At 70.1% G+C, this 23,205-nt stretch carries 19 protein-coding genes; 10 read left to right on the top strand and 9 right to left on the bottom strand.

Features of this window, described 5'->3' with window-relative positions:
- Nucleotide 1 precedes the first annotated feature (1 nt).
- The 6 genes from AB0300_RS14465 to AB0300_RS14440 form a co-directional block, all read right to left on the bottom strand.
- On the bottom strand, nt 2-1,489 hold the full coding sequence (locus AB0300_RS14465) for an MFS transporter (protein ID WP_366216259.1): 1,488 nt from the start codon (nt 1,487-1,489) through the stop codon (nt 2-4).
- 172 nt (nt 1,490-1,661) lie between these two features.
- Entirely contained in the window at nt 1,662-2,795 is a 1,134-nt protein-coding gene (locus tag AB0300_RS14460) for a bifunctional 2-methylcitrate synthase/citrate synthase (protein ID WP_025105408.1), read from the bottom strand.
- Between the two features lie 77 nt (nt 2,796-2,872).
- Entirely contained in the window at nt 2,873-3,781 is a 909-nt protein-coding gene (gene prpB, locus AB0300_RS14455) for a methylisocitrate lyase (RefSeq protein ID WP_126894136.1), read from the bottom strand.
- Nucleotides 3,781-5,307, bottom strand: a complete 1,527-nt coding sequence (locus AB0300_RS14450; protein WP_366216258.1) for an MmgE/PrpD family protein — start codon at nt 5,305-5,307, stop codon at nt 3,781-3,783. The genes prpB and AB0300_RS14450 overlap by 1 nt, the downstream gene beginning before the upstream one ends.
- Nucleotides 5,304-5,969 (bottom strand): GntR family transcriptional regulator, encoded by a 666-nt coding sequence (locus tag AB0300_RS14445; protein ID WP_025105405.1) that lies wholly within the window; start codon nt 5,967-5,969, stop codon nt 5,304-5,306. The genes AB0300_RS14450 and AB0300_RS14445 overlap by 4 nt, the downstream gene beginning before the upstream one ends.
- 193 nt (nt 5,970-6,162) lie before the next feature.
- Nucleotides 6,163-7,107 (bottom strand): EamA family transporter, encoded by a 945-nt coding sequence (locus tag AB0300_RS14440; protein ID WP_366216257.1) that lies wholly within the window; start codon nt 7,105-7,107, stop codon nt 6,163-6,165.
- Nucleotides 7,108-7,145: 38 nt separating this feature from the next.
- On the opposite strand from AB0300_RS14440, the gene AB0300_RS14435 reads away from it, so the two are divergent.
- The 8 genes from AB0300_RS14435 to AB0300_RS14400 all read left to right on the top strand — a co-directional run bounded on the left by AB0300_RS14435 (nt 7,146) and on the right by AB0300_RS14400 (nt 15,465).
- Nucleotides 7,146-7,682, top strand: coding sequence for a CGNR zinc finger domain-containing protein (locus tag AB0300_RS14435; protein ID WP_126894137.1), 537 nt, complete (start codon nt 7,146-7,148; stop codon nt 7,680-7,682).
- Between the two features lie 140 nt (nt 7,683-7,822).
- Complete coding sequence (locus AB0300_RS14430; protein ID WP_025105402.1) at nt 7,823-9,091, top strand: ABC transporter substrate-binding protein; 1,269 nt, start codon at nt 7,823-7,825, stop codon at nt 9,089-9,091.
- A 99-nt stretch (nt 9,092-9,190) separates the two neighbouring features.
- A complete protein-coding gene (locus tag AB0300_RS14425; protein WP_231919661.1) occupies nt 9,191-10,174 on the top strand; it encodes a sugar ABC transporter permease in 984 nt (327 codons plus the stop codon).
- Nucleotides 10,174-11,028 carry a carbohydrate ABC transporter permease gene (locus tag AB0300_RS14420; protein ID WP_017204137.1) on the top strand — a complete coding sequence of 285 codons (855 nt, stop codon included), beginning with the start codon at nt 10,174-10,176 and terminating at the stop codon, nt 11,026-11,028. The genes AB0300_RS14425 and AB0300_RS14420 overlap by 1 nt, the downstream gene beginning before the upstream one ends.
- Entirely contained in the window at nt 11,025-12,941 is a 1,917-nt protein-coding gene (locus tag AB0300_RS14415; protein WP_366216256.1) for a hypothetical protein, read from the top strand. Before AB0300_RS14420 ends, AB0300_RS14415 begins: the two co-directional genes overlap by 4 nt.
- A complete protein-coding gene (locus AB0300_RS14410) occupies nt 12,938-13,720 on the top strand; it encodes a dimethylmenaquinone methyltransferase (protein WP_025105399.1) in 783 nt (260 codons plus the stop codon). The genes AB0300_RS14415 and AB0300_RS14410 overlap by 4 nt, the downstream gene beginning before the upstream one ends.
- On the top strand, nt 13,690-14,634 hold the full coding sequence (locus AB0300_RS14405) for an aldo/keto reductase (RefSeq protein WP_025105398.1): 945 nt from the start codon (nt 13,690-13,692) through the stop codon (nt 14,632-14,634). The genes AB0300_RS14410 and AB0300_RS14405 overlap by 31 nt, the downstream gene beginning before the upstream one ends.
- 21 nt (nt 14,635-14,655) lie before the next feature.
- Nucleotides 14,656-15,465 carry an amidohydrolase family protein gene (locus AB0300_RS14400; RefSeq protein ID WP_366216255.1) on the top strand — a complete coding sequence of 270 codons (810 nt, stop codon included), beginning with the start codon at nt 14,656-14,658 and terminating at the stop codon, nt 15,463-15,465.
- A gap of 192 nt (nt 15,466-15,657) precedes the next feature.
- Here the strand turns inward: AB0300_RS14400 and AB0300_RS14395 are convergent, their stop codons facing one another.
- Genes AB0300_RS14395 through AB0300_RS14385 form a run of 3 tightly spaced genes read right to left on the bottom strand, consistent with a single transcriptional unit; the run spans nt 15,658 to nt 20,997 of the window.
- Complete coding sequence (locus tag AB0300_RS14395) at nt 15,658-16,308, bottom strand: GntR family transcriptional regulator (protein ID WP_249520923.1); 651 nt, start codon at nt 16,306-16,308, stop codon at nt 15,658-15,660.
- Between the two features lie 19 nt (nt 16,309-16,327).
- Entirely contained in the window at nt 16,328-16,933 is a 606-nt protein-coding gene (locus AB0300_RS14390) for an SGNH/GDSL hydrolase family protein (RefSeq protein WP_366216254.1), read from the bottom strand.
- On the bottom strand, nt 16,924-20,997 hold the full coding sequence (locus tag AB0300_RS14385; protein ID WP_366216253.1) for an Ig-like domain-containing protein: 4,074 nt from the start codon (nt 20,995-20,997) through the stop codon (nt 16,924-16,926). The genes AB0300_RS14390 and AB0300_RS14385 overlap by 10 nt, the downstream gene beginning before the upstream one ends.
- A gap of 438 nt (nt 20,998-21,435) precedes the next feature.
- Here AB0300_RS14385 and AB0300_RS14380 point away from each other — a divergent pair, with 438 nt between their 5' ends.
- A complete protein-coding gene (locus tag AB0300_RS14380; RefSeq protein ID WP_172400085.1) occupies nt 21,436-22,290 on the top strand; it encodes a sugar ABC transporter permease in 855 nt (284 codons plus the stop codon).
- The gene (locus AB0300_RS14375; protein WP_025105392.1) at nt 22,287-23,192 is read left to right on the top strand and encodes a carbohydrate ABC transporter permease; all 906 of its coding nucleotides are present in this window, start codon (nt 22,287-22,289) and stop codon (nt 23,190-23,192) included. Before AB0300_RS14380 ends, AB0300_RS14375 begins: the two co-directional genes overlap by 4 nt.
- Nucleotides 23,193-23,205: the final 13 nt, after the last annotated feature.

The raw sequence follows: 23,205 nt of genomic DNA, 5'->3' as shown, positions 1-23,205 counted from the left end.
CTCAGGAGCCGGACTCCGCGCCCGGGGTGACACCCTTCTTCGCCGGTTCCACGAGCGAGAGCGGATCGGCGATGTCCTCCAGCGACTTCCCGGCGGCACTGACGCCGAAGACGCCGCACACGACACCGCCGAACATCATGATGGCCGCACCGAGCACGTAGCCCCAGAACAGCGGACCGCGGTCGCCGGACTCCGCGCTCGCACCGATCAGCGCGCCGTAGAGCACCGGGGCGACGGCGCCGACGAGCTGCCCGATCGAGAAGACGTAGGAGATCACCTGGCTGCGCAGTTCGAGCGGGAAGATCTCGCTCACCGTCAGATACGCGGCGGAGGCCCCGGCCGAGGCGAAGAAGAACGATGCACACCAGAACGCCGTGTGCGTGCCCGCGTTCAGCACGCCCGCGTTGAAGAGGAAGGCGCTGACGAGCAGGATCAGTCCCGCGAGCACGTAGGTGCCGAACAGCATCCGCCGACGACCCCACGTGTCGAAGAAGTGGCCGAGGATGAGCGCGCCGGCGAGGTTGCCCACTGCGAACACGATGAAGTACTGCGACGCGGATGCCGGCGGGGTGTCGTAGAAGTTCTCCAGCACGAGCGCGTACGTGAAGAAGATCGCGTTGTAGAGGAAGGACTGCGTGACCATCATCGTGATGCCGACGAGCGTGCGCCGGGGGTACTTCTTGAACAGCACCTTCGCGATCACGAGGAACGGGACGCTGCCGTATTCCTTGACCGTGATGGCCTTGCTCTCGTCGACGGGCTCGATCGTCTTGCCCTCCTTGCGGATGCGCTCCTCGATCTCGTCGACGTTGCGTTCCGCCTCCTCCTCGCGGCCGTGCGTCATCTGCCAGCGCGGGCTCTCCGGGATGTGCCGCCGCAGCCAGATGATGAGGAGGCCGAGGATCGGGCCGACGAAGAAGCTCAGCCGCCAGCCGATGTCGGCGGGCAGGATGTCGGTGTTGAGGAAGAACATGTTGGCGATGGCGCCGAGGGCCGCACCGCCCCAGTAGGTGCCGTTGATGGCGATGTCGACCCGGCCGCGGTACTTCGCGGGGATGATCTCGTCGATGGCCGAGTTGATGGCCGCGTACTCGCCGCCGATGCCCGCCCCGGCGACGAAGCGCCAGATGTAGAAGAACCAGGGGGCGAACGCGAGGCCCGCGACGGCCGACCCGACGAGGTACACCCCGAGCGAGAGCAGGAAGAGGTTCTTGCGGCCGAGGCGGTCGGCGAGACGGCCGAACACGAGGGCGCCGAACACCTGGCCCAGCAGGTAGCAGGTGCCGGCGAGGCCGACCTCGGCCGGGCCCATCCCCAGCGTCTGCGCGTACCCGTTGGCCGCGACGATCTGCACCTCGAGGCCGTCGAGGATCCAGGAGAACCCGAGTCCGACGACGATCATCCAGTGGAAGCGCGACCAGGGGAGCCGGTCCATGCGCGCGGGGACGAGTGACCGGACCTCCTTGACGGTGACGTCGGACGCGGACATGGGGGCCTCCTTCTCGCGGGACACGCTTTCGTCCCGGATCCGGCTTACTCCTCCCGGAAATCCGCCGCATCCGCTTGACCCGGGGCCGTCGGCACGCTACCGCTTCGAATCGCGCGAATGGCTCCATCCCGGGCGAGAATGGAGCCATTCAGGCGATTCGAACGGAACGGGGTCAGCGGGCGACATGCCGCTCGTCCGGGCCGTCGTAGTGCGACAGCGGGCGGATCAGGGCGTTCGCGCCGGCCTGCTCGATGACGTGGGCCGTCCACCCCGTCACCCGCGCCGCGACGAACAGCGGCGTGAAGGTGAGCGTGTCGAAGCCGATGAGGCTGTATGCGGGACCGGACGGGTAGTCGAGGTTCGGGTGGATCCCCTTGCGCTCGACGAACTGCGACTCCAGCGCGTCGTACAGCGCGGCGACGTCCTCCCGACCGTAGTGCGCGACCAGGGTGTCCAGCGCGGCCTTCATCGTCGGCACGCGGGAGTCGCCGTTCTTGTAGACGCGGTGCCCGAAGCCCATGATCTTGCGCTTCTCCGCGAGGGCCTTGTCGAGCCAGGCCTCGACGGCGTCCGCCGAGCCGATCTCCTTGAAGATGTGCAGCACCGCCTCGTTCGCCCCGCCGTGCAGCGGGCCCTTGAGCGCGCCGATGGCGCCGACGACCGCCGAGTAGATGTCGCTGAGGGTCGAGGTGATGACCCGGGCGGTGAAGGTCGAGGCGTTGAAGGAGTGCTCGGCGTAGAGGATCATCGACCGGTTGAACGCGTCGACCACGACATCGTCGGCCTCCTCCCCGAAGGTCATCCAGAGGAAGTTCGCCGAGTAGTCGAGGTCGTCGCGCGGAGCGATAAGCTCCTGGCCGCGACGGCGACGCTGGCCGTAGGCGACGATGGCCGGCAGCGCGGCGAACAGGCGGATGCTGCGCGCCAGGTTCTGCTCGGGGCTGCCACCGGCGTCGAGCACGGAACCGCCAGCCTCGGGGTCGGATGCGCCGATCAGGCTCACGGCGGTGCGCACCTCGTCCATCGGGTGCGCCTCGAGCGGCACGAGGTCGATGGCGGCCTTCACGTTGTCGGCCAGGGCGCGGTGCTTCCGCTCCTCCAGCCGGAACGCGGCGAGCTCGTCGCCCGTCGGCAGCTCGCCGTTCCACAGCAGGTACGCCACGGCCTCGAAGGACTGCGTGTCCGCGAGCTCCTGCACGGGATAGCCGCGGTAGAGCAGGCTGTTCGTCTCGGGGTTGACCTTCGAGATCGCCGTCGTGTCGACGACGACCCCCGCGAGGCCCTTCTTGATGTCCGGCTCGGTCATGGTCACTCCTTCGTGTACGTCGACTCGTCGCTGCGCTCCTCGCTCAGCAACCGCGTCGTGTGTCCGCTTCGCTGCGCTCAGCGACCGGTGTTGTCGAGTGTGAAGTTGAAGACGCCGGAGTCGAAACGGTTGTACGACTCGTAGTCGATCAGCTGGTAGAGGTCGGCGCGGTGCTGCATCTCCCCGAGCTTCGAGGTCAGGTGCCCCTCGTCGTTCAGCGTATCGAGCGCACGGCCCGCCGCCCCCATCGCGATCCGCAGCAGCGACACCGGCCAGATGACCATGCGCACCCCCGCATCACGGAGAGCGTCGACGGAGAACAGCTCGCTCTTGCCGAACTCGGTCATGTTCGCGAGGATCGGCACGTCCAGCGCCGCGGCCATGGCCTCGAACTCGCCGATCGTGCGCATCGCCTCGGGGAAGATCGCGTCCGCCCCCGCGTCGACGAGCGCCTTGGCCCGGTCGATCGCCGCGTCCAGCCCCTCGACCGCACGGATGTCGGTACGCGCCATGATCAGGAAGTTCTCGTCGCGGCGGGCGTCGGCGGCCGCGCGGATCCGCTTGATCGCGGTGTCCTCGTCCACCACGGCCTTGCCGTCGAGGTGGCCGCAGCGCTTGGGGTTGACCTGGTCCTCGATGTGCGTTCCCGCGAGGCCGGCGTCCTCGAGCTCCTGGATCGTGCGGGCGACGTTCATCGGCTCACCGAAGCCGGTGTCGGCGTCGACGATCGCGGGGAGGTCGGTCATGCGGGCGATCTGCTTCGCCCGCCCGGCGACCTCGGTGAGCGTGGTGAGGCCGATGTCGGGCAGGCCGAGGTCGGCGGAGAGCACGGCGCCCGAGATGTAGACACCCTCGAACCCCTTCTGCTCGATCAGTCGGGCGCTCAGCGGGTTGAACGCGCCGGGGAACCGCAGCAGCTCCCCCGAGGCGAGCCGCTCCCGGAACAGGCGCCGCTTCTCGGCGGGCGTCGTGGTGGAGTACAGCATCAGAACAGGCCCGTCGGGGCGTCGGCGTCGTCGAGCAGACCCGGCTTCGCGACGATCGAGAGCTCGGCGACCTCGGCGGCCGTGAGCTCGGGCAGGCGCTGCACGAGCTCGAGGAACCGCTCGATCTCGGCGGGCTCGAGCACGGGCTCCGCGAGCAGGCGGAACTTGGCGATGTAGTTCTCCCGCGCGAACGGGCGCGCGCCGAGGGGGTGGGCGTCGGCGACGGCGATCTCGTCGACCACGGTCGAGCCGTCGGTGAGGCGGATCTCGACGCGACCGCCGAAGGCCTTCTCGTCCGGGTCCCCCGAGTGGTAGCGGCGGGTCCACTCCGCGTCCTCGGCCGTGGTGATCTTGTGCCACAGCGCGACGGTGTCGGCGCGGCCTGCGCGCTCCGGCGTGTAGGAGTCGACGTGGTGCCAGCCGCCGTCCTGCAGCGCCACCGCGAAGATGTACGGGATGGAGTGGTCGAGCGTCTCGCGGGAGGCCGTCGGGTCGTACTTCTGCGGGTCGTTCGCGCCCGAGCCGATCACGTAGTGCGTGTGGTGGCTGGTGTGCAGCACGATCGACGCGATGTTCGCGGGGTCGCGGAGGGCCGGGTTCGCGGTGCCGAGCTTGCGGGCGAGGTCGATCCACGCCTGCGCCTGGTACTCCGCGGAGTGCTCCTTCGTGTACGAGTCGAGGATCGCGCGCTTGGCCTCGCCGGCGGCGGGCAGCGGCACTTCGTAGGCCGCGTCCTTCCCGTCGAGCATCCAGGCGATCACGCCGTCCTCGCCTTCGTAGATCGGCGCCGGGCTCGTCTGTCCGCGCATCGCGCGGTCGACCGCCTCGACGGCCATCTTCCCGGCGAAGGCCGGGGCGTGCGCCTTCCAGGTGGAGATCTCGCCCTTGCGGCTCTGACGCGTGGCGGTCGTGGTGTGCAGCGCCTGGCCGACCGCCTGGTAGATCGTCTCGACGTCGAGGCCGAGGAGGGTGCCGATACCGGCGGCGGCGGACGGGCCGAGGTGCGCGACGTGATCGATCTTGTGCTTGTGCAGGCAGATCGCGCGCACGAGGTCCATCTGGATCTCGTAGCCGGTGGCGATGCCGCGCACGAGCGCGCGCCCGTCCTTGCCGGTGTGCTGCGCGACCGCGAGGATCGGCGGGATGTTGTCGCCCGGGTGCGAGTACTCGGCGGCGAGGAACGTGTCGTGGTAGTCGAGCTCGCGCACGGCCACGCCGTTCGCCCAGGCCGCCCACTCCGGGCTGGTGCGGCGGTCGAGCGGCGTTCCGAACAGGTTGGCGCCGGCCCCGCCCGTCGAGACGGGGTGGCTGAACGCCTGCGCGCGGGCTGCGACGATCGGCGCGCGGGTGAGAGAGGCGGCGGCGACGGCGGCGTTGTCGATGATGCGGTTGATGATCATGTCGACGACGGGCTGCTCGACCTCGACCTGGTCGACCGCGACCTCGGCGATCTTCCACGCGAGCTGATCCTCGCGGACGAGATTCTCGGAGCTGGCGTGCACGCGGACGTGGTGGGTGACGGTCATGAGTGTCCTTCGCTGTCGGGGAGGGAGTCGAGGATGCCGGTGAGCGCGTTGTGCAGGTGCACGTGCGTGGCATGGGCGGCGAGGTCGCCGTCGCGGGCGGCGAGCGCCTCGGCGATCGTGCGGTGCTCGGCGGCGGAGGCGGCGAGCCGGGCGGGCTTGTCCCGCGCCATGCGCCGCACGCGGACGAGGTGGGTGCGGACCGTGCGCAGCGCCGCAGCGATGTAGTCGTTGGCGACGGCGTCGTCGAGGGCCGCATCGAATCGCGCGATCAGGGCGTAGTAGGCATCGCGGCCCTCCGCCCTGGTGAGGTCCACGTGCGCGAACTCCGCGGCGAGCGCGGCGAACCGGTCGGCGTCACCCCGGACGGCCGCCAGCCGGGCGGAGGTCTCCTCCAGCGCGCGACGGATCTCGAACAGGGACCGGATGTCGTCGGCGTCGAGGTCGGCGACCACGGTGACGCGAGGCGACTGCTGCACGACCAGACCGTCGGCGGCCAGGCGACGCAGAGCCTCCCGCAGCGGCGTCCGGCTCACACCGAGGCGCTCGGCCTGCTCCACCTCGCCGAGCACGTACCCGGCCGGCAGCTCCCCGGACTGGATGCCGTCGAGGAGCGCCGCATAGGCGCGATCGCCCATGGACGTGCGCTCGACAGGGAGGACCATTCCGCCAGTGTATACATAAACAGCCCCACTCGGTCGACTTCTCGGGCGCGAGCGGTCCATTCGTATACATAGCCTCCCCCGGCCCCCTTCCTCATCCGGGCACAGCTTCGGAGCTCGCCCGGGACACGCCGCACCGTGGGGCGGGAGGCCGGCGTGTCGGCTCCGATCTCCGAAATTGTGCGCGCGAGTGGGCTCAGGGGGCGGGGCGGGGCTCGCCGAGCTTGACCACGACCACGCCGGCGAGCACGAGCACGCCCCCGAGGGCCTGCAGCGGGCCGGGGAGCTGCCCGAGCAGGAGCCAGCCGAAGAGCAGGGCCGCCACGACCTCGGCGAGCGCGACGAACGAGGCCAACCGGGAGCCGAGCATCCGTGTCGAGACGATGCCGAGCACGTACGCGAGGGCCGTGGCGATCACGCCGATCGCGAGGACCGGCACGAACCACGGCACCGCGCCGAACCGGTACTCGACGTCGGCCGTCGTCCACGCGAACGGCAGCACGCCGATGAGCGCGGCGAGGCTCAGACCCACGGCACCGAGCAGCAGCCCACTGCCCGCGAGGGCGATCGGCGGGATCCCGGTGTCCGCCCGCGCGGACAGCACGAAGTAGCTCGCGGCACCCACCATCGCCCCGAGCGCCCAGAGGACACCGACCACGTCCACCTGCGCCCCGGTGACGATGTCGAGCATGAGGACGAGCCCGACGAAGGCGATGCCCGCACCGAGGATGCTGCGCCGCGTGGGACGCTCACCCCGGCGCATCCACAGCCAGAGGAGCACCGCGACCGGGGCGGTGTACTCGATGAGCAGCGCGATCCCGACGTCCATCACCGCGACGGCCTGGAAGTAGCAGAGCTGGGTGGCCGCGACCGCGAGGAGGCCGTAGGCGGCGACCATCCCCGCGTTCTGCCGGAGAGCACGCCACCGCCCACGGAGCGCGAGGACCGTGGGGACGAGCAGCACGAGCGCCGCGACCCAGACCCGCACCGTGACGGCGGCCCCCGGCGTCCACCCCGCATCGATGAGTCCGCGCGCCCACGCCCCGGAGGAGCCGAACGCGAAGGCGGCGGCGACAGCGAGCGGCAGGCCGAGGCGCACCCCGGTCCGGGTGCGCGGAGTGTCATCAGCCACCGTGCTCATGAGGGATGACGCTACGCCGGCGGGAGTAAGCTGTCAACATGGTTTTCACCGATGACACAGAGGATGCGCTGCGCGCGGCGGTCTGGCTCGCGAACTCGGCGGAGGACCCGGACACCCTGGTCGACATCGACGACGAGAAGGCCTTCCTTCGGGTGTTCCCGTACACGGGACGGGTCGACGGGGACACGGTGGAGCTCGACGACCTCCGCGCTCTGCGGTCGCGCCTCCGCGCCATGCTGCTCGCTCCGCGCGACGAGATGGCCGCACACGTCAACGCCGCTCTCGCCGAGGTGCGCCTGACCCCGCGGCTCGTGCGCCACGACGAGCTGGACTGGCACCTGCACGGGCTCGCCGACGAACGCCCGCTCGCCGAACGGGTGCTCGTGGAGACCGCGATGGCCCTGATCGACGTCATCCGCACGGACGAGGGCTCTCGCCTCACCGTCTGCGAAGACGGGACATGCCAGGCGATCGCCCTCGACCTCTCCCGCAACCGCTCCAAGCGCTACTGCTCGACGAGCTGCGCCAATCGCAACGCCGTGGCGGCGTACCGCGCCCGCCGCGCCGCCGGCTGACCGCGCCGCGCGCCCCGCTCGGAGACCGCAGACCGGAATGCGGTCCGAGCGGGTTCGATGCTGCCCACTCTTCACAAACGATTATCGATTAGTGTAATGTCGCGAGCGGCCCTCCCTCATGCATCAGGAAAGGATCAACGATGATCAAGGCCCGAGTCCTCCCCCTCGCCGGCATCGCGGCGGTGTCCGCCCTCGCCATCGCCGGCTGCTCGACCACCGCCGGCGACGACGGCGGTGACGCCGGCGGCGACGTCACCGTGCGCATGCTCGTGAACGTCACCCCGAACCTGACCGAGGAGTTCTGGAATGACCTCGTCGCGCCGTTCGAGGACGCCAACCCGAACATCGACGTCGTCATCCAGAACCCGGGTGCGGAGGGCGTCGAAGCCGCCGTGCCGCGCCTGCTGGCCGCCGGTGACGCTCCCGACGTCGTGCAGTCCATCGCCCCCACCACCAAGCTCGCCCCCGAGCTCGTCGACCTCTCGCAGTACGAGTGGGCGTCGTCCGGTCCGCTCGCCGACCAGTACTCGATCGACGGCAAGAACTACATGGCCGGCATCGGCGTGCAGCTGCAGAGCCTCTTCTTCTACAACAAGACCGCCTTCGAGGAGGCCGGGATCACGGAGGTGCCGACGACGGTCGACGAGCTCACCGAGGCCCTCGGCAAGCTCAAGGACGCCGGGTGGACCCCGGTCCAGACCGGCGGCGACTGGATGACGAGCCACACCCTGCAGGCGCTCGGACTGCCGACCATCATCGCCGAGGACCCGGAGTGGTTCCAGGACATCTCGGCAGGCGACGTCACCTTCAGCGAGACCTACGGCGATGCGGTCGAGACCTACGCGGACTGGGTGTCCGAGGGCTACATCCCCGGCGACGCCCTGGGCATCAAGTACCCGGACGCCGAGCAGGCCTTCCTCTCGGGCAAGACGGCGGTGTACTCGATGGGCAGCTGGTTCGCCGGCACGCAGGCGAAGGCCGCGGACTCCGCGGACATCGGCGTCTTCCGCGCCCCCGCCATGAGCGCCGACGAGCAGCCCGCGATGGGCGCCAACATCGCCAGCCCGTACTCGATCCTCAAGGCGAGCAAGAACCAGGACGCGGCGGCGAAGCTCATCGAGTTCCTCACCACCGACCAGACCGCGGTGAGCGACCAGCTCGCGGTCGACGGCAACTTCCGCGACGGCTACGAGTACGACATGACGCCGCTCGGCGAGGAGCTGCTGCAGATCGTGGCCGACACCCCGGCCGAGGCCTACACGCCCACCGGCGGCGGCTACGGCGAGCGCACGCTCCCGGACGGCTACTCCGGCGAGATCAACACCCAGACCCAGGCCCTGCTCGGCGGCGCACCCGCCGACCAGGTGCTGCAGGCCATGGACGACTGGTTCGCCGCCAACGCCGGTTGACCCTCGCGGCGCCCGGGACGCGACAACCGTCCCGGGCGCCGTCCCGGCGCTGCCCCAGCGCCTCCCCCTGAACGCGCCACCGAGAACGAGAGTGCCGCCATGACTCCGCCCACCACGACCGCGCCGCCTCCGGCCGCCGCCGCCACCCCGACAGGACCATCGACGCCGATGAGCTCGCCCCCCGCCCCGCGCCGCCGCACGGCGCTGCAGCAGTGGCGGAACCGGATCCCCGGCATCCTCATGGGCGGCCCGGCCGTCGCGGTCTTCCTCGCGATGTTCGTCATCCCGATGATCCTCGCGGCGGTGCTCAGCTTCACCGACTGGAACGGGTACAGCCTCAACTTCAACTTCATCGGCTGGGACAACTACATCAAGGCGTTCCGCAGCCCGCGCTCGACGCAGGCCGCGATCTTCACGGGCATCATCGCGGTGGTGGGCACGATCCTCTGCAACGCCATCGGCCTCGCGATCGCCGCCCTCATCTCCGGGCCCGGCCGCTCGAACACGATCCTGCGCACGATCTTCTTCTACCCGTACGTGATCAGCGCCCTCATCATCGGCTTCCTCTGGTCGGCGATGCTCTCCCCCACCGGCGCCGTCAACGGTCTGCTCAGCACGCTCGGCCTCCCGGCGATGCCGTTCCTCACGGACCCGACCTTCGCCAAGGCGAGCGTGATCTTCACGATCGTGTGGTCGCACTTCGGCTTCAACATGATCCTGTTCCTCGCCGGCATCAAGTCCGTCCCCGCGGAGTACTACGAGGCGGCGACCGTGGACGGCGCCTCGCGGTGGCAGCAGTTCCGGTCCATCACGCTGCCTCTCATCGCGCCGGTCTTCACCGTGAACCTCGTGCTCACCCTCGTCGGGCTCCTCAAGGCGTACGACGTGGTGCTGTCGCTCACCGACGGCGGACCTGCCGGCTCGACGCAGACCATCGTGTACCAGATCCTCAAGGACTCCTTCGCGAACTCGGCCCTCGGCTTCGGCGCCGCGCAGTCCATGATCCTCCTCATCGTCACCGCGGTCGTCGGCCTCGCCGTCACGCTGGTGCGACGCCGCGCCGAGCAGAAGGCGACCGACTGATGAAGCAGACCCGCAACCGCCCGGCCCTCGCCGTCAGCACGATCCGGTGGATCGTCCTCGGCGTCGTCGCGATCACGATGCTGATCCCGATGTACACGATGCTGATCAACGCGTTCAAACCGCAGGCCGACATCATCGAGAACCCGCTGCTGATCACGCCGCAGATGTTCACGTTCGACTACCTGTGGGCCGCGATCACGAGCAGCAAGTTCAACGTGATCGCCGCGTACGGCATCACACTGCTGTTCGTCGTGCTCGTGAACCTGTGCTGCATCGCCCTCGCCGCGCCCGTCGCCTACGTCATCGCCCGCGGGCGGTCGAAGTGGCACCTGGGACTGCTGCTCCTCTTCGTCTCCGGGCTCTTCATCCCCGGTCAGGTGACGCTGATCCCCGTGGTCTTCGTGCTGCGGGTGCTCGGACTCATCAACACGATCCCCGGGTTCATCCTCTTCGAGACGGCGGCGACCCTGCCGGTGACGATCTTCCTGTTCACGGCCTACCTCCGCAGCGTGCCGCGTGACATCGACGAGGCGGCGTCACTGGACGGCGCCGGGCCCATCCGCGCGTTCTGGGCGTGCATCTTCCCGATCATGAAGCCCGTCGTCGCGACGGTCGTGGTGCTCAACTCGATCGGCGTGTGGAACGACTTCGTGAGTCCGCAGATCATCCTCGGGCCGAGCTCGGGGATCTACACGGTCACCACCGGTGTCTACGCGGCGGTCGGACAGTTCTCGACCGACTACACGCAAGTGTTCCCGACCCTCCTGCTGGCCGTGCTGCCCGCGATGGTGTTCTTCATCGTGATGCAGCGCCACATCATCGGCGGCCTGGTCGCCGGAGCGACGAAGGGATGACCGTGCCGGAGACCCCGCTCACCCGTCCGCTGCGTGTGATCCCGGCCTGGGCCGTGCTGCAGCGCCGGCTCTTCGCCGAGGTCGAGGAGGCCCGCCGCCTCTTCCGCGACCGCTACACGCTGCCGGACGGCCGCCTCCGCGGCGTCGCGGAGTTCATCGACCGCGACGGCGTGGACGACCTGTACGAGCCCTTCTTCAACTGGCCCGCGTTCTACCTGCTCGGTGGCTCCGACGAGGTGCTCGCCGACGCCAAGCGGCACTGGGAGGGCGTGACCGTGCAGCTCGCCGAGGCGGGCATGCTCACCGAGGAGTACGACAACGGCTACGACTGGTTCCATCAGGGCGAGTCGCTGCTGTTCCTCGCCGGCATCTGCGCCGCCGACCCGGCCGACCCCGCGTTCGCCGCGCGCGCCGCCCGGTTCGCGGCCCTCTTCACCGACCCCGCACAGGGCAACTACGACGCCGAGCGCAACATGATCCGCTCGCCGCACAACGGCGCTCTGGGTGCGCGCGAGGGTCTCGACGAGAAGATCGTGCCGTACACCGCCGACCGGGACGAGATGCGCCCTTACGGTCTGCCGCTGCACGGCCTGGACGGCATCGCCTCCTGGGACGACCTCGCCGACCCCGCCCACGCCCAGCGGATGGCGGAGGAGATGCAGCGCCGCGCGGCGGGCGACATCGCCGTGAACCTCGCCGCGACCTCCCTCGCCGCGAACCGCTGGCTCTACGACGGCGACGAGGAGGCGGCCGCCTGGATCCGCCGGTACGTCGACGGCTGGCGTGCGCGCGCGGGCGGCGGGCTGCTCCCCGACAACGTCGGCCCGGACGGCACCGTCGGCTCCCTCCACGACGGCCGCTGGTGGGGCGGGCACTACGGCTGGGCCTGGCCGCACGGGCTGCACTCCGTCGGCATGAGCGCCCTGATCGGTGCCCTGAACCACGCGCTCGTCACGGGCGACGACGGCGCCCTCGACCTCGTGCGCACCATGCTCGACACCGTGCTCGCCGAGGCGCGCACGGGCAGCGTCGCGGAGTCCGCGTACAGCCTGCGCGGCGGGTGGATGGCCCGGCTCGGAGCGGCCGCCACCGAGCCCGCTCTGCTGGTCCCCTACCGCCACGGCGCGGACGGCTGGTTCGACTACGGTCCGCTGCAGCTCGACCTCCCCCTGTGGCTGTGGTGGTGGTCGCGGCGGCCGTCCGACCGGGAGCGGCTGGAGACGGCGATCGCCGGCCTCCCCTCCTCCGCCGACCTCGTCGCGCCGTTCCGCGACAAGGAGGAGGCGGGTCACGAGGCCGGCTGGTTCGCGTATCTCTCGGGCGGCCTGCCCGATTATCCGGTGCGGGCGCTGGAGATGGCGCTCGGCCAGGTGGCACGTCGTGCCGCGATGATGCTCGCCGACGACCGCGACCCCGACGCCGCGCACCTGCACTTCTGGCAGCGCGTGAACCCGGTGGTGACGGAGGTGCTGACCCAGCTCGTCGGCGGGGCGCCGCAGGTGCTCTACAACGGCGGGCTCGGTTTCACGGCGCTCCGCTACGAGGACGTCGACCGCGCGCGGCCCGGACTCCCGGAGGACGTCGCCGCGCTCGTGCACCGTCTCGACGACGACGGCATCGGCGTGCAGCTCGTGAACACCTCCGCCGTGCACACCCGCACCGTGCGGCTGCGCGGGGGGCGCTTCGGCCTGGACCGGATCGTGCGGGTCACGGCGACCGGCGAGGAGCCCGGCTTCTGGCCCGGCGCCTCGGGCACCTACACGGCCCCGGACGCCCCGACCGTCACCACGACGTTAGACGTGGACGACGACCTCGTGGTGACCCTGCCCCCGGCGCACACCGCCGACCTCGACCTGACCATCGCGCGTGCGACCGGATCGCCGCGCCACCTGTTCCCTGAAGGAGACGCATGAGCGCCGATCTGATCCGACCCGACTTCGCCCTGCCCGTGCGGGGTGGGGCCTACCAGCGGCCCTCGCGCGAGGTGGTCGAGTCCTTCGACGCGATCTCCTCCGCCACCGCGTGCGCCAAGCTGCACGGACTCGGGATCCGCCGCAGCTACATCGACGGACCGGAGCCGCTGAGCCTCGGCCAGCGCGTCGTCGGTTCGGCGCTGACCCTGCAGTTCATGCCGCAGCGCGAGGACATGGCCTCGGGCGACGGCCAGGAGTACGCCGAGCGGCACACCGCCCTGTGGCACGTGCTCGAAGCCGTGCAGCCGGGCGACGTGCTGGTGATCCAGGCCTACGGCAGCCGGTTCTCCGGGTGCATCGGCGACATCCTGGCGCGCTACTTCGCACGCAAGGGGGGCGCGGGGATCGTCGTGGACGGCCGCATCCGCGACGCCGGCCGCATCCGCGAGCTCGGGATCCCGGTGTGGTCGACGGGCACGACCCCGCACTACGCCTCGCAGTCGGAGCTCGTGCCGTGGGCCTACGACGTGCCGGTCGCGGTGGGCGGCGCGCTGTGCATGCCCGGCGACCTCGTGGTGGCAGACGACGACGGCCCGGTCGTGGTGCCGCAGGCCATGGCGCCGCGGGTCGTGGACGACGCGCGCGATCATGAGGAGTGGGAGGTGTTCAGCCGCCGCCGTCTCGACGAGGGCGCGCGCCTGAGCGACTACTACCCGTTGACCCCCGACAGCCGCGAGGAGTACGAGGCATGGCGTTCCGTCCAGAGCTCCGTCCGCTGAATCCCGAGGTCGCCGCCCGCGACGACGTCGGACTCGGGTGCGCGCCGATCGGCAACCTCTTCGCCCCTGTGCCCGACGGCGACGCGGTGGCGACGGTGCAGGCGGCGCTCGCCCGCGACGTCCGTTTCTTCGACACCGCACCGCTGTACGGCTCGGGCGAGAGCGAGCGGAAGCTCGGCCTCGCCCTGCGCGGCGTGCCGCGGGACGACTACGTGATCGCGACGAAGGTCGGCCGGGTGCTGGTCGATGCGGACGGCCGCCCCGTCGCGGGCGCCGCGAGCGGACACGACTCCGTCGTCGACCTCAGCAGGGACGGCGTGCGGAGGAGCCTCGACGGCAGCCTCGCCCGGATGGGTGTCGATCGCGTGGACGTGCTGCACCTACACGACCCCCTGGACGTGGAGGCGGCGTTCGCGACGGCGCTTCCGGCCCTCGTCGAACTGCGCGACGAAGGGGTCGTGCGCGCGATCAGCGTGGGCCTGGGACGGCTCGACCCTCTGGAGCGCTACGTCGCCGAGGCGCCGCTCGACGTGGTGATGGAGGCCGGTCGGCTCACGCTGCTCGACCGCACCGCCCTGGACCGGTTGCTGCCGACCGCGGCGGCCCGCGGCATCGGGGTGCTCGCGGCCGCGGTGTTCAACTCCGGCATCCTCGTCGACCCGGTCGGCTCCCCCTTCTTCGAATACAAGCCGGCACCCCCGGAGCTCCGGGAGCGGGCACAGCGCCTGCAGGCCGTGTGCGCCGCGTACGGCGTGCGCCTCGCGGATGCCGCGGTGCAGTTCCCGCTGCGGCAGGGTGCGGATGCGGTGGTCGTCGGGGCGCGCACCCCCGCCGAGGTGGACGCGTTCGTGGACGGCCTCGACGCCGTGCTGCCCGCCGCGCTGTGGGACGCCCTCGACGCGGAGGCTGCATGACCGCGCGGCCCGGGAGCTGACGTGCGGATCGTCGACGCCCATGTGCACGTCTGGGATGCGGACGCCGTGCCGATCCCGTGGTTCCGCGACGACCTCGGGCTCCCCCGGCAGGCCGCGGCCGCTCGGCTCGGACGGGAGCTGACCGACGCCGGCGTCTCCTCCGCCATCGCCGTGCAGGCGGCGGACTCGGTGGCGGAGGCGGAGTGGCTGACCGCGACCGCCGCCCGCGACCCGTTCCTGCGGCGCGTGGTGCTGCAGTACACCCCCGCGCCGGGACGAGCCGCCGGCGCCACGGCGGTCGCATTCTCTCCCGCCGTGGTCGGCGTGCGCGCCGCGGTGCCGCAGTTCGCAACTGACCTGTCCGATGTGGACGGCCTCGACGCCCTCGCCGACCACCTGGGCGCGACCGCCCGCACCCTCGAACTCCTCATCCGTCCGGACCAGCTGCCCGCCGCGGCCGCCCTCTCCCGACGGCACCCCGACACCGCGATCGTCGTCTGCCACCTCGGCCTCGGCGCCAGGACGGCCGATGGCGCATGGCTCTCCGCTCTCGCCGAGGCCGCGTCGGCTCCGGGGGTGTCGGCGAAGGTCTCCGGGCTCGACCTCGCGGCGCGCGGGGCGGAGGAGTCGCGAGAGCTGCTGCGCTCCGCGTTCGCCCTCTTCGGCGCGGAACGGCTGATGTACGGCAGTGACTGGCCGATGTCCACGCGGACCACGACCTACGCGGAGGTGCTCGCCGCGACCCGGCAGGCTCTCCCTCCCCTCTCCCCGGCCGAGGCTCGAGCATTCTGGTCCGGCACCGCCGACCGCCTCTCCCCCTTCACCGCGTAACCCCCGTCGCAGTTTCGCACCGAGGTCGCAGGGATTCCGGTGATGGATGCGACCTCGGTGCGAAACTCCGACCTCGCGCAGGGACTCCCACCCCGGGGACACTTCCGCACCCCCGTCGCAGATCCTCACCGTGCCGCAGGGACTCCGGTCAGCCGTGCGACCTCGGTGCGAAACTCCGACCTCGCGCGGGGGTCAGTCGAGGAGGGTGCCGGCGGCGTGGGCGCGGAAGAGGGCGGACGCGGCCTCTTCGTCGCCGGCGTCCAGGGTGTCGAGCAGGCCCTTGTGCCAGTCCGCGACCTCGTGCCAGTCCCCCGTGAAGGTGGGGTCGCCGAGCACGTGCATGACGCGCAGGCTAGGCTCCAGGAGGTCCCACATGCGGGGGAGGTACACGTTGCCGCTGGCCTCGATCACCGCACGGTGGAAGGTGAAGTCGAGCTCGCGGAACCGGGCGAGGTCTTCCGCCTCAGCCGCCTCATGCATCTGCGCGATGAGGCCGACGAGCTCGGCGCGGCGAGCAGGGTCGAGCGCCCCGCAGGCCAGCCGACCGGCGAGCCCCTCCAGCTCGACGCGGGCGACCTTGGCCTGCGCCGCCTCCTCCGCGGAGTAGCTCGCGACGAAGTTGCCCTGATGCCGCACATGCGACACGAGACCCTCGTGGGCGAGCCGCTTGAGGGCGTCGCGCACGGGCGCCTGGCTCACCTGCATCTGCCGGGCGAGCTGCGACTCCACGAGCTGCTCGCCCGGAGCCAGCGTCGAGTCCTTGATCATCGCCTTGATGAGCGCGTAGATCTGATCCGACAGCAGTCCGCGCTGCAGTCCGGCCGTGCCGAGAGCATCCGTCATGACCATCAGTCTACGTCCATTATCGACTATCGCTAATGGACGCGGCCGTGCGCCAGGCATCCGCGATGAGGGCGGATCCGCGGGGTGTCGGGTGCACCCCGTCCGGCGCGAGCTCGACGACCGGATACTGCTCCGCCGCCGCCGTGAACACCTCGTGCAGGGGCACGAACGCCGCCCCGTGCTCCGCGGCGAGAGCCCGCACCGCCGCCCGCTTCCCGTCGAGGTCGTCGAGCCACGTGCGCTGCTCCTCCGTCACCGGGAGGAAGTACGGCTCCATGAGGATCAGCCGCGGGGCGTGCGCGGCCACCGCGCGGCCGAGGAGGTCGCCGAGCGTGGCGGCGAAGTCCTCGGCCGAGGTCGGGTCGTCGCTGTCGAACCGTCGCCACATGTCGTTCACGCCGACGTACACGGTCAGCAGCTCCGGCGCCGTGGGCAGCAGCTCCGCGTCCCACCGCGCGGCCAGGTCGCGGGCGCGGTCCCCCGCGATCCCGAGGTTGCGGACCGTGGCCCCCGCGGCCTGCAGCTCGGGGGCGAGGAGCGACACATAGCCGTCCCCGAAGGACTCCGGGTCGGAGCGATCGCGCCCCGCGTCGGTGATCGAGTCTCCGATGAAGGTCACCCGCATCGTGGCACGTCCTGTTCGTCGTTCTTGAGCTTCGGTCGCACCGAGATCGGGAGCTCGACGCTCGCGCCAGCGTACGTCACGGTGAGCGTGTGGTGCGGGCGCACCTTGCTGCTGTCGAAGCCGCTGACCATGTCCGCCGTCACCTGCTGGGTGGTGCGGGATCCGTCGCTCCAGTCCACGCCCAGCAGCATGCCGGTCACGTCGATTTCCTCGCCGCGCACGTAGCGGGTCTTCGGGTCGGCTTCGGGCGCCCAGCAGATGCCGGTCACCGTCGCGGGAGGGGGTGTCGGCCGCACGGCCAGGGTGTTCGTCTTGCCGTAGTGGTAGACGTTGAAGAAGCCGTCCGCACCGATGCGGAGGTTCTCCCTGGCGTCGACCATGTTCCACACGGTCACGTCGTCGACCCGGAGCACGATGCGGGTGCCGCCGTCCTCGGCGACGGCCCCGAACTCGATGCGGTGTGTGGAGCCGGGCTCGATGACCGTGTTGGGGATGCTGTCGAGCATGGTCTGCCCCGGGGTCCAGCTCTGGAACTCGATCACGTCCTCCTTGATCACCGCGAGGTATCCGGTGTTGGAGTTCTGCCAGGCCGGGAGGCCGGTCTGGTCGGAGCGCGCCTGGAAGCCATACCAGCCTCCGTCGAAGGCGCCGAACTCCGCCTCGAACTGCAGCAGGGTGTCGCCGAAGCGCTCGGCCTCGTAGCCGTGGACGCCCTGACCGCTGATCACGACACCCGTGTCGTCCACCGCGATGAGGTCGGACTCACTCCAGTTCGCCCCGTCCTTCAGCTGACCGTCCAGGCGGGTGGTCGGGTACTCGGCGTCGTCCACGGTCACGGTGACCGTGTCGCTGAGGCTCGGATCGGCGACCGAGGTCGCGGTGATCGTCGCCGTGCCCGCCGTCACTCCCGCGATCCGTCCCCCGGAGACCGTGGCGACCTCCGGAGCGTCGGTCGTCCAGGTGACCCGGGCGTCGCTGGCGTCCTCCGGGGCGACCGTGGCCGCGACGGACCGCCGCTCCCCCACGGTCAGCCCCACGGCGTCGGCGTCCAGGCTCACGCCCGTGACCGGCACGCCGGAGAGCGAGAACCCGATGTCGTCGAAGTCGAGCGAGGCGTAGTTCTCCACGTAGAACCCGACCCGACCGGCCTTGCCGGGGCCGGGGTCGGCGCCTTCCAGCGCGATCGCCCCGTTGACGGAGATCCGGATCTGCCCGTCCTGCACCGCGATACGGACGTGCGAGGTCTCGCCGGGGGTCAGGCCCTGTGCCGCCGGCACGACCTTCTCGGCGACGACCTTCCAGGCGTCGTCGAAGATCGTCCAGGTCGGCCCGGCCGCGGCCTGGCGGAAGCGGATGTAGCCGCCGCCCTTGCCGTTGCGGTCGTAGACGATGAGTCCCGCGTTGGCGGGGGTCGTGGCCGGCGCCGTGACGTCGAAGTCGAGCACGAACTCCGTGAAGTCCCGCGGCAGGATGCTGTTGGCGCCCTTGAGGATGCGGTACACCTTGTCGCCCGACGCATCCACCTGGATGCTGCGGTTGGGGTCGGTCGGCCAGCCGTTCGCCCCCGACTCGAAGTCGGTGAAGTGCAGCACGCCGTCGCCCTCCTCGACGATCACCTCGATGGTCGCGGTCTTGCTGGCATCGGCTTTCGCCGTCGCCGTCACCGTGGTCGTACCGGGGCCCATGCCGAGCACCACGCCCTTGTCGTTGACGGAGGCGACGGCGGGGTCGGCCGAGGCGTAGGTCACCGCGGCGTCGCCGGCGTTCCAGGGCAGCGGCACGGCGCGCACGCGCACCTCGTCGCCCGCGTCGATCGTGAGCGTGTCGCTGTCGAACGCGATGTCCTCGAGCGGGATGGTCTGCGGCTGCTGCGTCTGCCCGATCGCGCCGTCGACGCCGATCTCGCCGAAGGCGATGGCCTCGAAGCCCGGGATCTGGTCGAACACCGCGGCGTCCGCCTTCAGCGTGTAGTCGCCGTTCGCGGCGTCCACGAAGCCGGGGTCGGCGTCGGCCACCCAGTTGTCCTCGTAGTTCAGGAGGTTCTTCCCGTCCTTCGCGCCGTGCTCGTTGACGCCGGCCATCCGGGCCCGGTTCGGGTTCCACACGACGTTCTCCGCGAACGTGCTGTGGTTCGGGAAGTAGTGGTCGTCCTCGAAGAAGTGCGCGAGCTCGGGGTACTTCGTCAGATACGGCGTGCCGACGAAGTCGTTGTTGTCGGCGAACACCTTCTCCCAGGCCGGCATGTAGTCGCGGTCGACAACGTTGCCCTCCTGGTTGCCCATCCACTGCTCATAGTTGTCGTACGGGGCGTAGGCGTCGACGAAGACGTTGTTGCGCGCCTCGATGTAGTCGGCCGAGCCGCTCTTGATCGCACCGTTGCCCATGTTCACGAACACGTTCTTCTCGATCGTGAGGTCCCACGTGAAGTTGTCGGCGTAGATGCCCTCGACGCCCGCCATGCCGACGCCGATGTCGTGGAAGTAGTTCTCCCGGAACACGTGACCGCGCTGCTGCGGGGTCTTGCCGGAGTTCATGTAGATCGCACCGAGGTCGTGGAACTGCTTGCAGACGTCGTACACCTCGTTGCGTTCGAACAGGTGGTCGTTGCCGTGCACGATGATCCCGGGATGTGGGGCGTCGTGGATCTCGTTGTCCCTGGCGATGTTGCCGACGCCGTCGAACATCACGCCGGGGTTGTAGGCCTTGTGGTAGTACGCGAAGTCGGCGATCTCGGAGTTCTCGACCCGGTTGCGGCCGGGCTCGAGCGTCGTCTTGTCACCGCCCTGGAGCACCACGCCGACGCCGCCGACGTGCGTGAGCCGGCTGTCGGTGACGGCGTGGTCGCGGCCGCCGCGGTTCACCGGGATGCCGTCGTACGTGTAGCGCCCTGGCGAGTTGATGAGCACGCCGCCGTCGGTGAAGTTGCGGATGTCGCTGTGCGAGATCGTCACGTGCGAGCCGCCGAGGATGACCGCGGCCGTCGCGCGTCCGTACTCCATCACGAGGTCGTCGAAGTTCACGTAAGAGGCCCCGTCGGCGCGCAGCATCGGCTCGTCGAGCGTCGTGACCGTCACGGCGCCGCGGCCGGACGTGAAGGCCGCGTTCGGGATGAGGTACAGCGTCCCGGCGTCGCGGTCGATGTAGTACTCGCCGGGGGCGTCGAGCTCCTCCAGCAGGTTCTGCGCGAAGTGGAAGTCGGGGAACCAGCTCTTCATGATCCCGGACATCTCGCCGTAGCGGAGGGTGATGGTCTTCGCCTCGGTGTCGATGCTCTCGATCTTGTTGTACGACCACTCCCAGCTGTAGCCGAAGATGCCGTCCAGCCACACGTCCTCGGCCTGGGTCCAGTGCTTCGGACGGTCGTAGCCGTAGCTGAACGTGCCGCCGCGCTCCTGCAGGTCGGCGTCGTTGCGGTCCGGCCCGGCGTCGATGATGTCACCCATCTGCACGGTCGGGGTGGCCGCGTCGGCGTTGGGCCAGCGCGCGAGGGTCATGCCCTGGCCGTCGATGAACAGCTCCATGGGCGGGGTGGTGCTGACGTCGTTGGCCTTCCAGTAGCCGTGGCGGCTGAGCTGGCCGTAGTCGGTGATGCCGAGGTCGGCGAGGTCGATCCCGACGACACGGTCGCGGGCAGCTGGGTCGATGATGCGGTCGGTCACCGCCGCGTCGTCGACCGCGGCGAACTGGTCGCGCGGCAGCTCGCGACCGCCGGTGAGGGTGGCGGTCTCCCCCGGGTACGAGCGGTAGGTGATGGGGGCGTCGGCAGTGCCCGAGTCCTGCGCGCCGATCTCGAACGACGCCGAGCGGGGGTACGTGCCCTCCCGGAGGTACACCGTGAGGCCGTCGTCCGGGAGCGCGGAATCCGCCTTCAGCGCGCGGATCCGGTCGCGGGCGCCTTCCAGCGTCGCGAGGGGGTCGTCGATCGTGCCGGCTGCCGCGTCGTCACCTCCCGGCGCGAGGTAGAGGGCGTCGTCGTCCGCGGCCGCAGCCGCCGACGGGACCGCCGCAGCGAGGGCGGATCCGAACACCGCCGCCAGGGTCAGGCTTGCCAGTACACGCTTCATCGCGTCTCCGAACTGTCGCTTCCCGCACGGCCGATGCGCGCGGCGCCGCGGGAGCGGCTGATCCGACCGTAGCCAATCGATAATCGACTAGCAAGGATCGATACTGATCGTTTTGGTTCTTCGAGGCGCCAGGGCGTCGCGGCTGATCGGGCTCGGCGCTGGTCGACGCCGCCTTCGGCATCCCGATCCCGATGGCCCTCGCGTACCGAGGCTCGCATCCGAGAAACCAGTTAACAAAACAACCATTTTCCACCACTTTCTGACTATTGCGCTCTCCAGTTGACGTCGCCGTAATCTGCCGGAAATACTGAGGAAGCCCGAGACCGCACCGCGAGAGTGCGGACACATCACCCCAGGCCAAGGATGACCTAGATGACAGAACAGACCATTTCCTCACAGATAGGAACAGGTCGCCGGCCCCGTCGCCTCTCGGACGGGATGTTCGCGCTCCTCCTCACGGCTCCCGGCCTCGCGCTCCTCGCCGCCGTCGTCGTGTACCCGCTGATCACGGCCCTCATCACCGCGTTCTACAAGCAGAGCCTCGTCGAGCCCGGCCGCGAATTCGTCGGCTTCCAGAACATCGTCGACGTGCTGACGGGCGAGTTCTTCCCGCTCCTCACGCAGACGCTCGTCTTCACCCTCGGCACGACCATCGCGCCGTTCGTGATCGGCTTCGGCCTCGCCCTCGCCCTGAACACGCGCATCCGCGGCGCCAAGGTGCTCCGCGGCCTCATGCTCATCCCGTGGCTGATCCCCGGCGTGGTCGTGTCGTTCCTCTGGATGTGGATCTTCAACGCCAACTACGGCGTGCTCAACGCGGCCCTGGAGACCGTGGGCCTCATCGACTCCCCGCAGGCGTGGCTCGCGAACCCCACCACCGCCATGATCGCCGTGATCGTCGCGAAGACGTGGCAGTCGTTCCCCTGGATGATGGTCATGCTCCTCGCGGGCCTGCAGACCGTGCCGATCGAGCTGCACGAGGCCGCCGAGATCGACGGCGCCGGCACCATCCGCCGCTTCTTCTCCATCACGGTCCCGCAGATGAGCGGCATCATCGGCCTCGTGATCCTGCTGGAGTTCATCTGGAACTTCCAGCACTTCGACATCATCTACGTCCTCACCGGCGGCGGTCCCGCCGGCTCCACCCAGACGTTCGCGACCGCGGTGTACGAGACCGCGTTCGACGGCTTCGACCTCGGCCACGCCGGGGCGCTCGGCCTGCTCTGGATGATCCTGCTGATGGCGCTCGTCGTCGTCTACGTCCGCCTGTCCGAGAAGGGAGAGAAGCGATGACCGCCGTGCTGACCGAAGAGACGGTGGCCGCCGTCTCCGCCCCACCCGCCGCGCCCCGCCGTCGGCGCCACCGCGCCGACCGCCGCGCCTCCACCGTGAGCGCCTGGATCGCCGTCGTCGTCTTCGGCGGGTTCGCCCTGTTGCCCGTGTACTGGCTGCTCGCGACGTCGCTGACCCCGCGCACCGAGGTGTTCAGCTACCCGCCGAAGCTGTTCCCCACCGAGATCACGTTCGAGGCCTATGCCGCGCTCGCGAACAACCCGGCCCTGTTCGGCTACCTCCGCAACAGCATCGTGGTCTCCGTCATCACCGCGATCCTCTCGGTGCTGGTGTCGGCGTACATGGGCTACGCGTTCTCGAAGTTCCGCTACCGCGGCCGCCGCAGCCTCATGTACTTCGTGCTGGCGTCGCAGATGTTCCCGCAGGCGCTGCTGCTCATCACCCTCTACGCGGTGTTCTCGGCCTACGGCCTGCTCAACACCTACACGGCGCTCGTGCTGTCGTTCACGACGTTCACGCTGCCGCTGTGCGTGTGGATGCTGAAGGGCTTCTTCGACACGATCCCGGACGAGCTCATCGAGGCCGCCCGCGTCGACGGTGCCTCCCGCCTCCGCATCATCCACTCGATTGTGCTGCCGCTGGCCGCTCCCGGCCTCATCGCCGCGGGACTGTTCGCGTTCGTCCGGGGCTGGAACGACTTCATCTTCGCCCTCACCCTCGCCGGTCCCGACAAGCAGACCCTGCCGCCCGGCCTCGTCAACACGTTCATCGGCGAGGCGTCCACCGCCTGGCCGGAGCTCATGGCGGCTTCGCTCGTGGTCTCGCTCCCCGTGGCCATCGCGTTCATCGCCCTGCAGCGCTTCCTCGTCGGCGGACTCACCGCCGGCGCGGTCAAGGGCTGACCCGCACCACCCC

The organism is Microbacterium sp. NPDC078814 (genome assembly GCF_040702645.1).
Classification (GTDB): Bacteria; Actinomycetota; Actinomycetes; order Actinomycetales; family Microbacteriaceae; genus Microbacterium.
Note: the sequence above shows the minus strand (reverse complement) of the source record. Positions and strands in the feature narration are given on the sequence as shown.

What these genes read in the sequence shown, in the direction of transcription:
- AB0300_RS14405 (WP_025105398.1), top strand. Translation starts at nt 13,690, where the DNA reads ATGGCGTTCCGTCCAGAGCTCCGTCCGCTGAATCCCGAGGTCGCCGCC.
- AB0300_RS14415 (WP_366216256.1), top strand. Translation starts at nt 11,025, where the DNA reads ATGACCGTGCCGGAGACCCCGCTCACCCGTCCGCTGCGTGTGATCCCG.
- AB0300_RS14460 (WP_025105408.1), bottom strand. Translation starts at nt 2,795, where the DNA reads ATGACCGAGCCGGACATCAAGAAGGGCCTCGCGGGGGTCGTCGTCGAC.
- AB0300_RS14450 (WP_366216258.1), bottom strand. Translation starts at nt 5,307, where the DNA reads ATGACCGTCACCCACCACGTCCGCGTGCACGCCAGCTCCGAGAATCTC.
- AB0300_RS14390 (WP_366216254.1), bottom strand. Translation starts at nt 16,933, where the DNA reads ATGCGGGTGACCTTCATCGGAGACTCGATCACCGACGCGGGGCGCGAT.
- AB0300_RS14420 (WP_017204137.1), top strand. Translation starts at nt 10,174, where the DNA reads ATGAAGCAGACCCGCAACCGCCCGGCCCTCGCCGTCAGCACGATCCGG.
- AB0300_RS14445 (WP_025105405.1), bottom strand. Translation starts at nt 5,969, where the DNA reads ATGGTCCTCCCTGTCGAGCGCACGTCCATGGGCGATCGCGCCTATGCG.
- AB0300_RS14395 (WP_249520923.1), bottom strand. Translation starts at nt 16,308, where the DNA reads ATGACGGATGCTCTCGGCACGGCCGGACTGCAGCGCGGACTGCTGTCG.
- AB0300_RS14440 (WP_366216257.1), bottom strand. Translation starts at nt 7,107, where the DNA reads ATGAGCACGGTGGCTGATGACACTCCGCGCACCCGGACCGGGGTGCGC.
- AB0300_RS14430 (WP_025105402.1), top strand. Translation starts at nt 7,823, where the DNA reads ATGATCAAGGCCCGAGTCCTCCCCCTCGCCGGCATCGCGGCGGTGTCC.
- prpB (WP_126894136.1), bottom strand. Translation starts at nt 3,781, where the DNA reads ATGCTGTACTCCACCACGACGCCCGCCGAGAAGCGGCGCCTGTTCCGG.
- AB0300_RS14385 (WP_366216253.1), bottom strand. Translation starts at nt 20,997, where the DNA reads ATGAAGCGTGTACTGGCAAGCCTGACCCTGGCGGCGGTGTTCGGATCC.
- AB0300_RS14425 (WP_231919661.1), top strand. Translation starts at nt 9,191, where the DNA reads ATGACTCCGCCCACCACGACCGCGCCGCCTCCGGCCGCCGCCGCCACC.
- AB0300_RS14375 (WP_025105392.1), top strand. Translation starts at nt 22,287, where the DNA reads ATGACCGCCGTGCTGACCGAAGAGACGGTGGCCGCCGTCTCCGCCCCA.
- AB0300_RS14435 (WP_126894137.1), top strand. Translation starts at nt 7,146, where the DNA reads ATGGTTTTCACCGATGACACAGAGGATGCGCTGCGCGCGGCGGTCTGG.
- AB0300_RS14410 (WP_025105399.1), top strand. Translation starts at nt 12,938, where the DNA reads ATGAGCGCCGATCTGATCCGACCCGACTTCGCCCTGCCCGTGCGGGGT.
- AB0300_RS14380 (WP_172400085.1), top strand. Translation starts at nt 21,436, where the DNA reads ATGTTCGCGCTCCTCCTCACGGCTCCCGGCCTCGCGCTCCTCGCCGCC.
- AB0300_RS14465 (WP_366216259.1), bottom strand. Translation starts at nt 1,489, where the DNA reads ATGTCCGCGTCCGACGTCACCGTCAAGGAGGTCCGGTCACTCGTCCCC.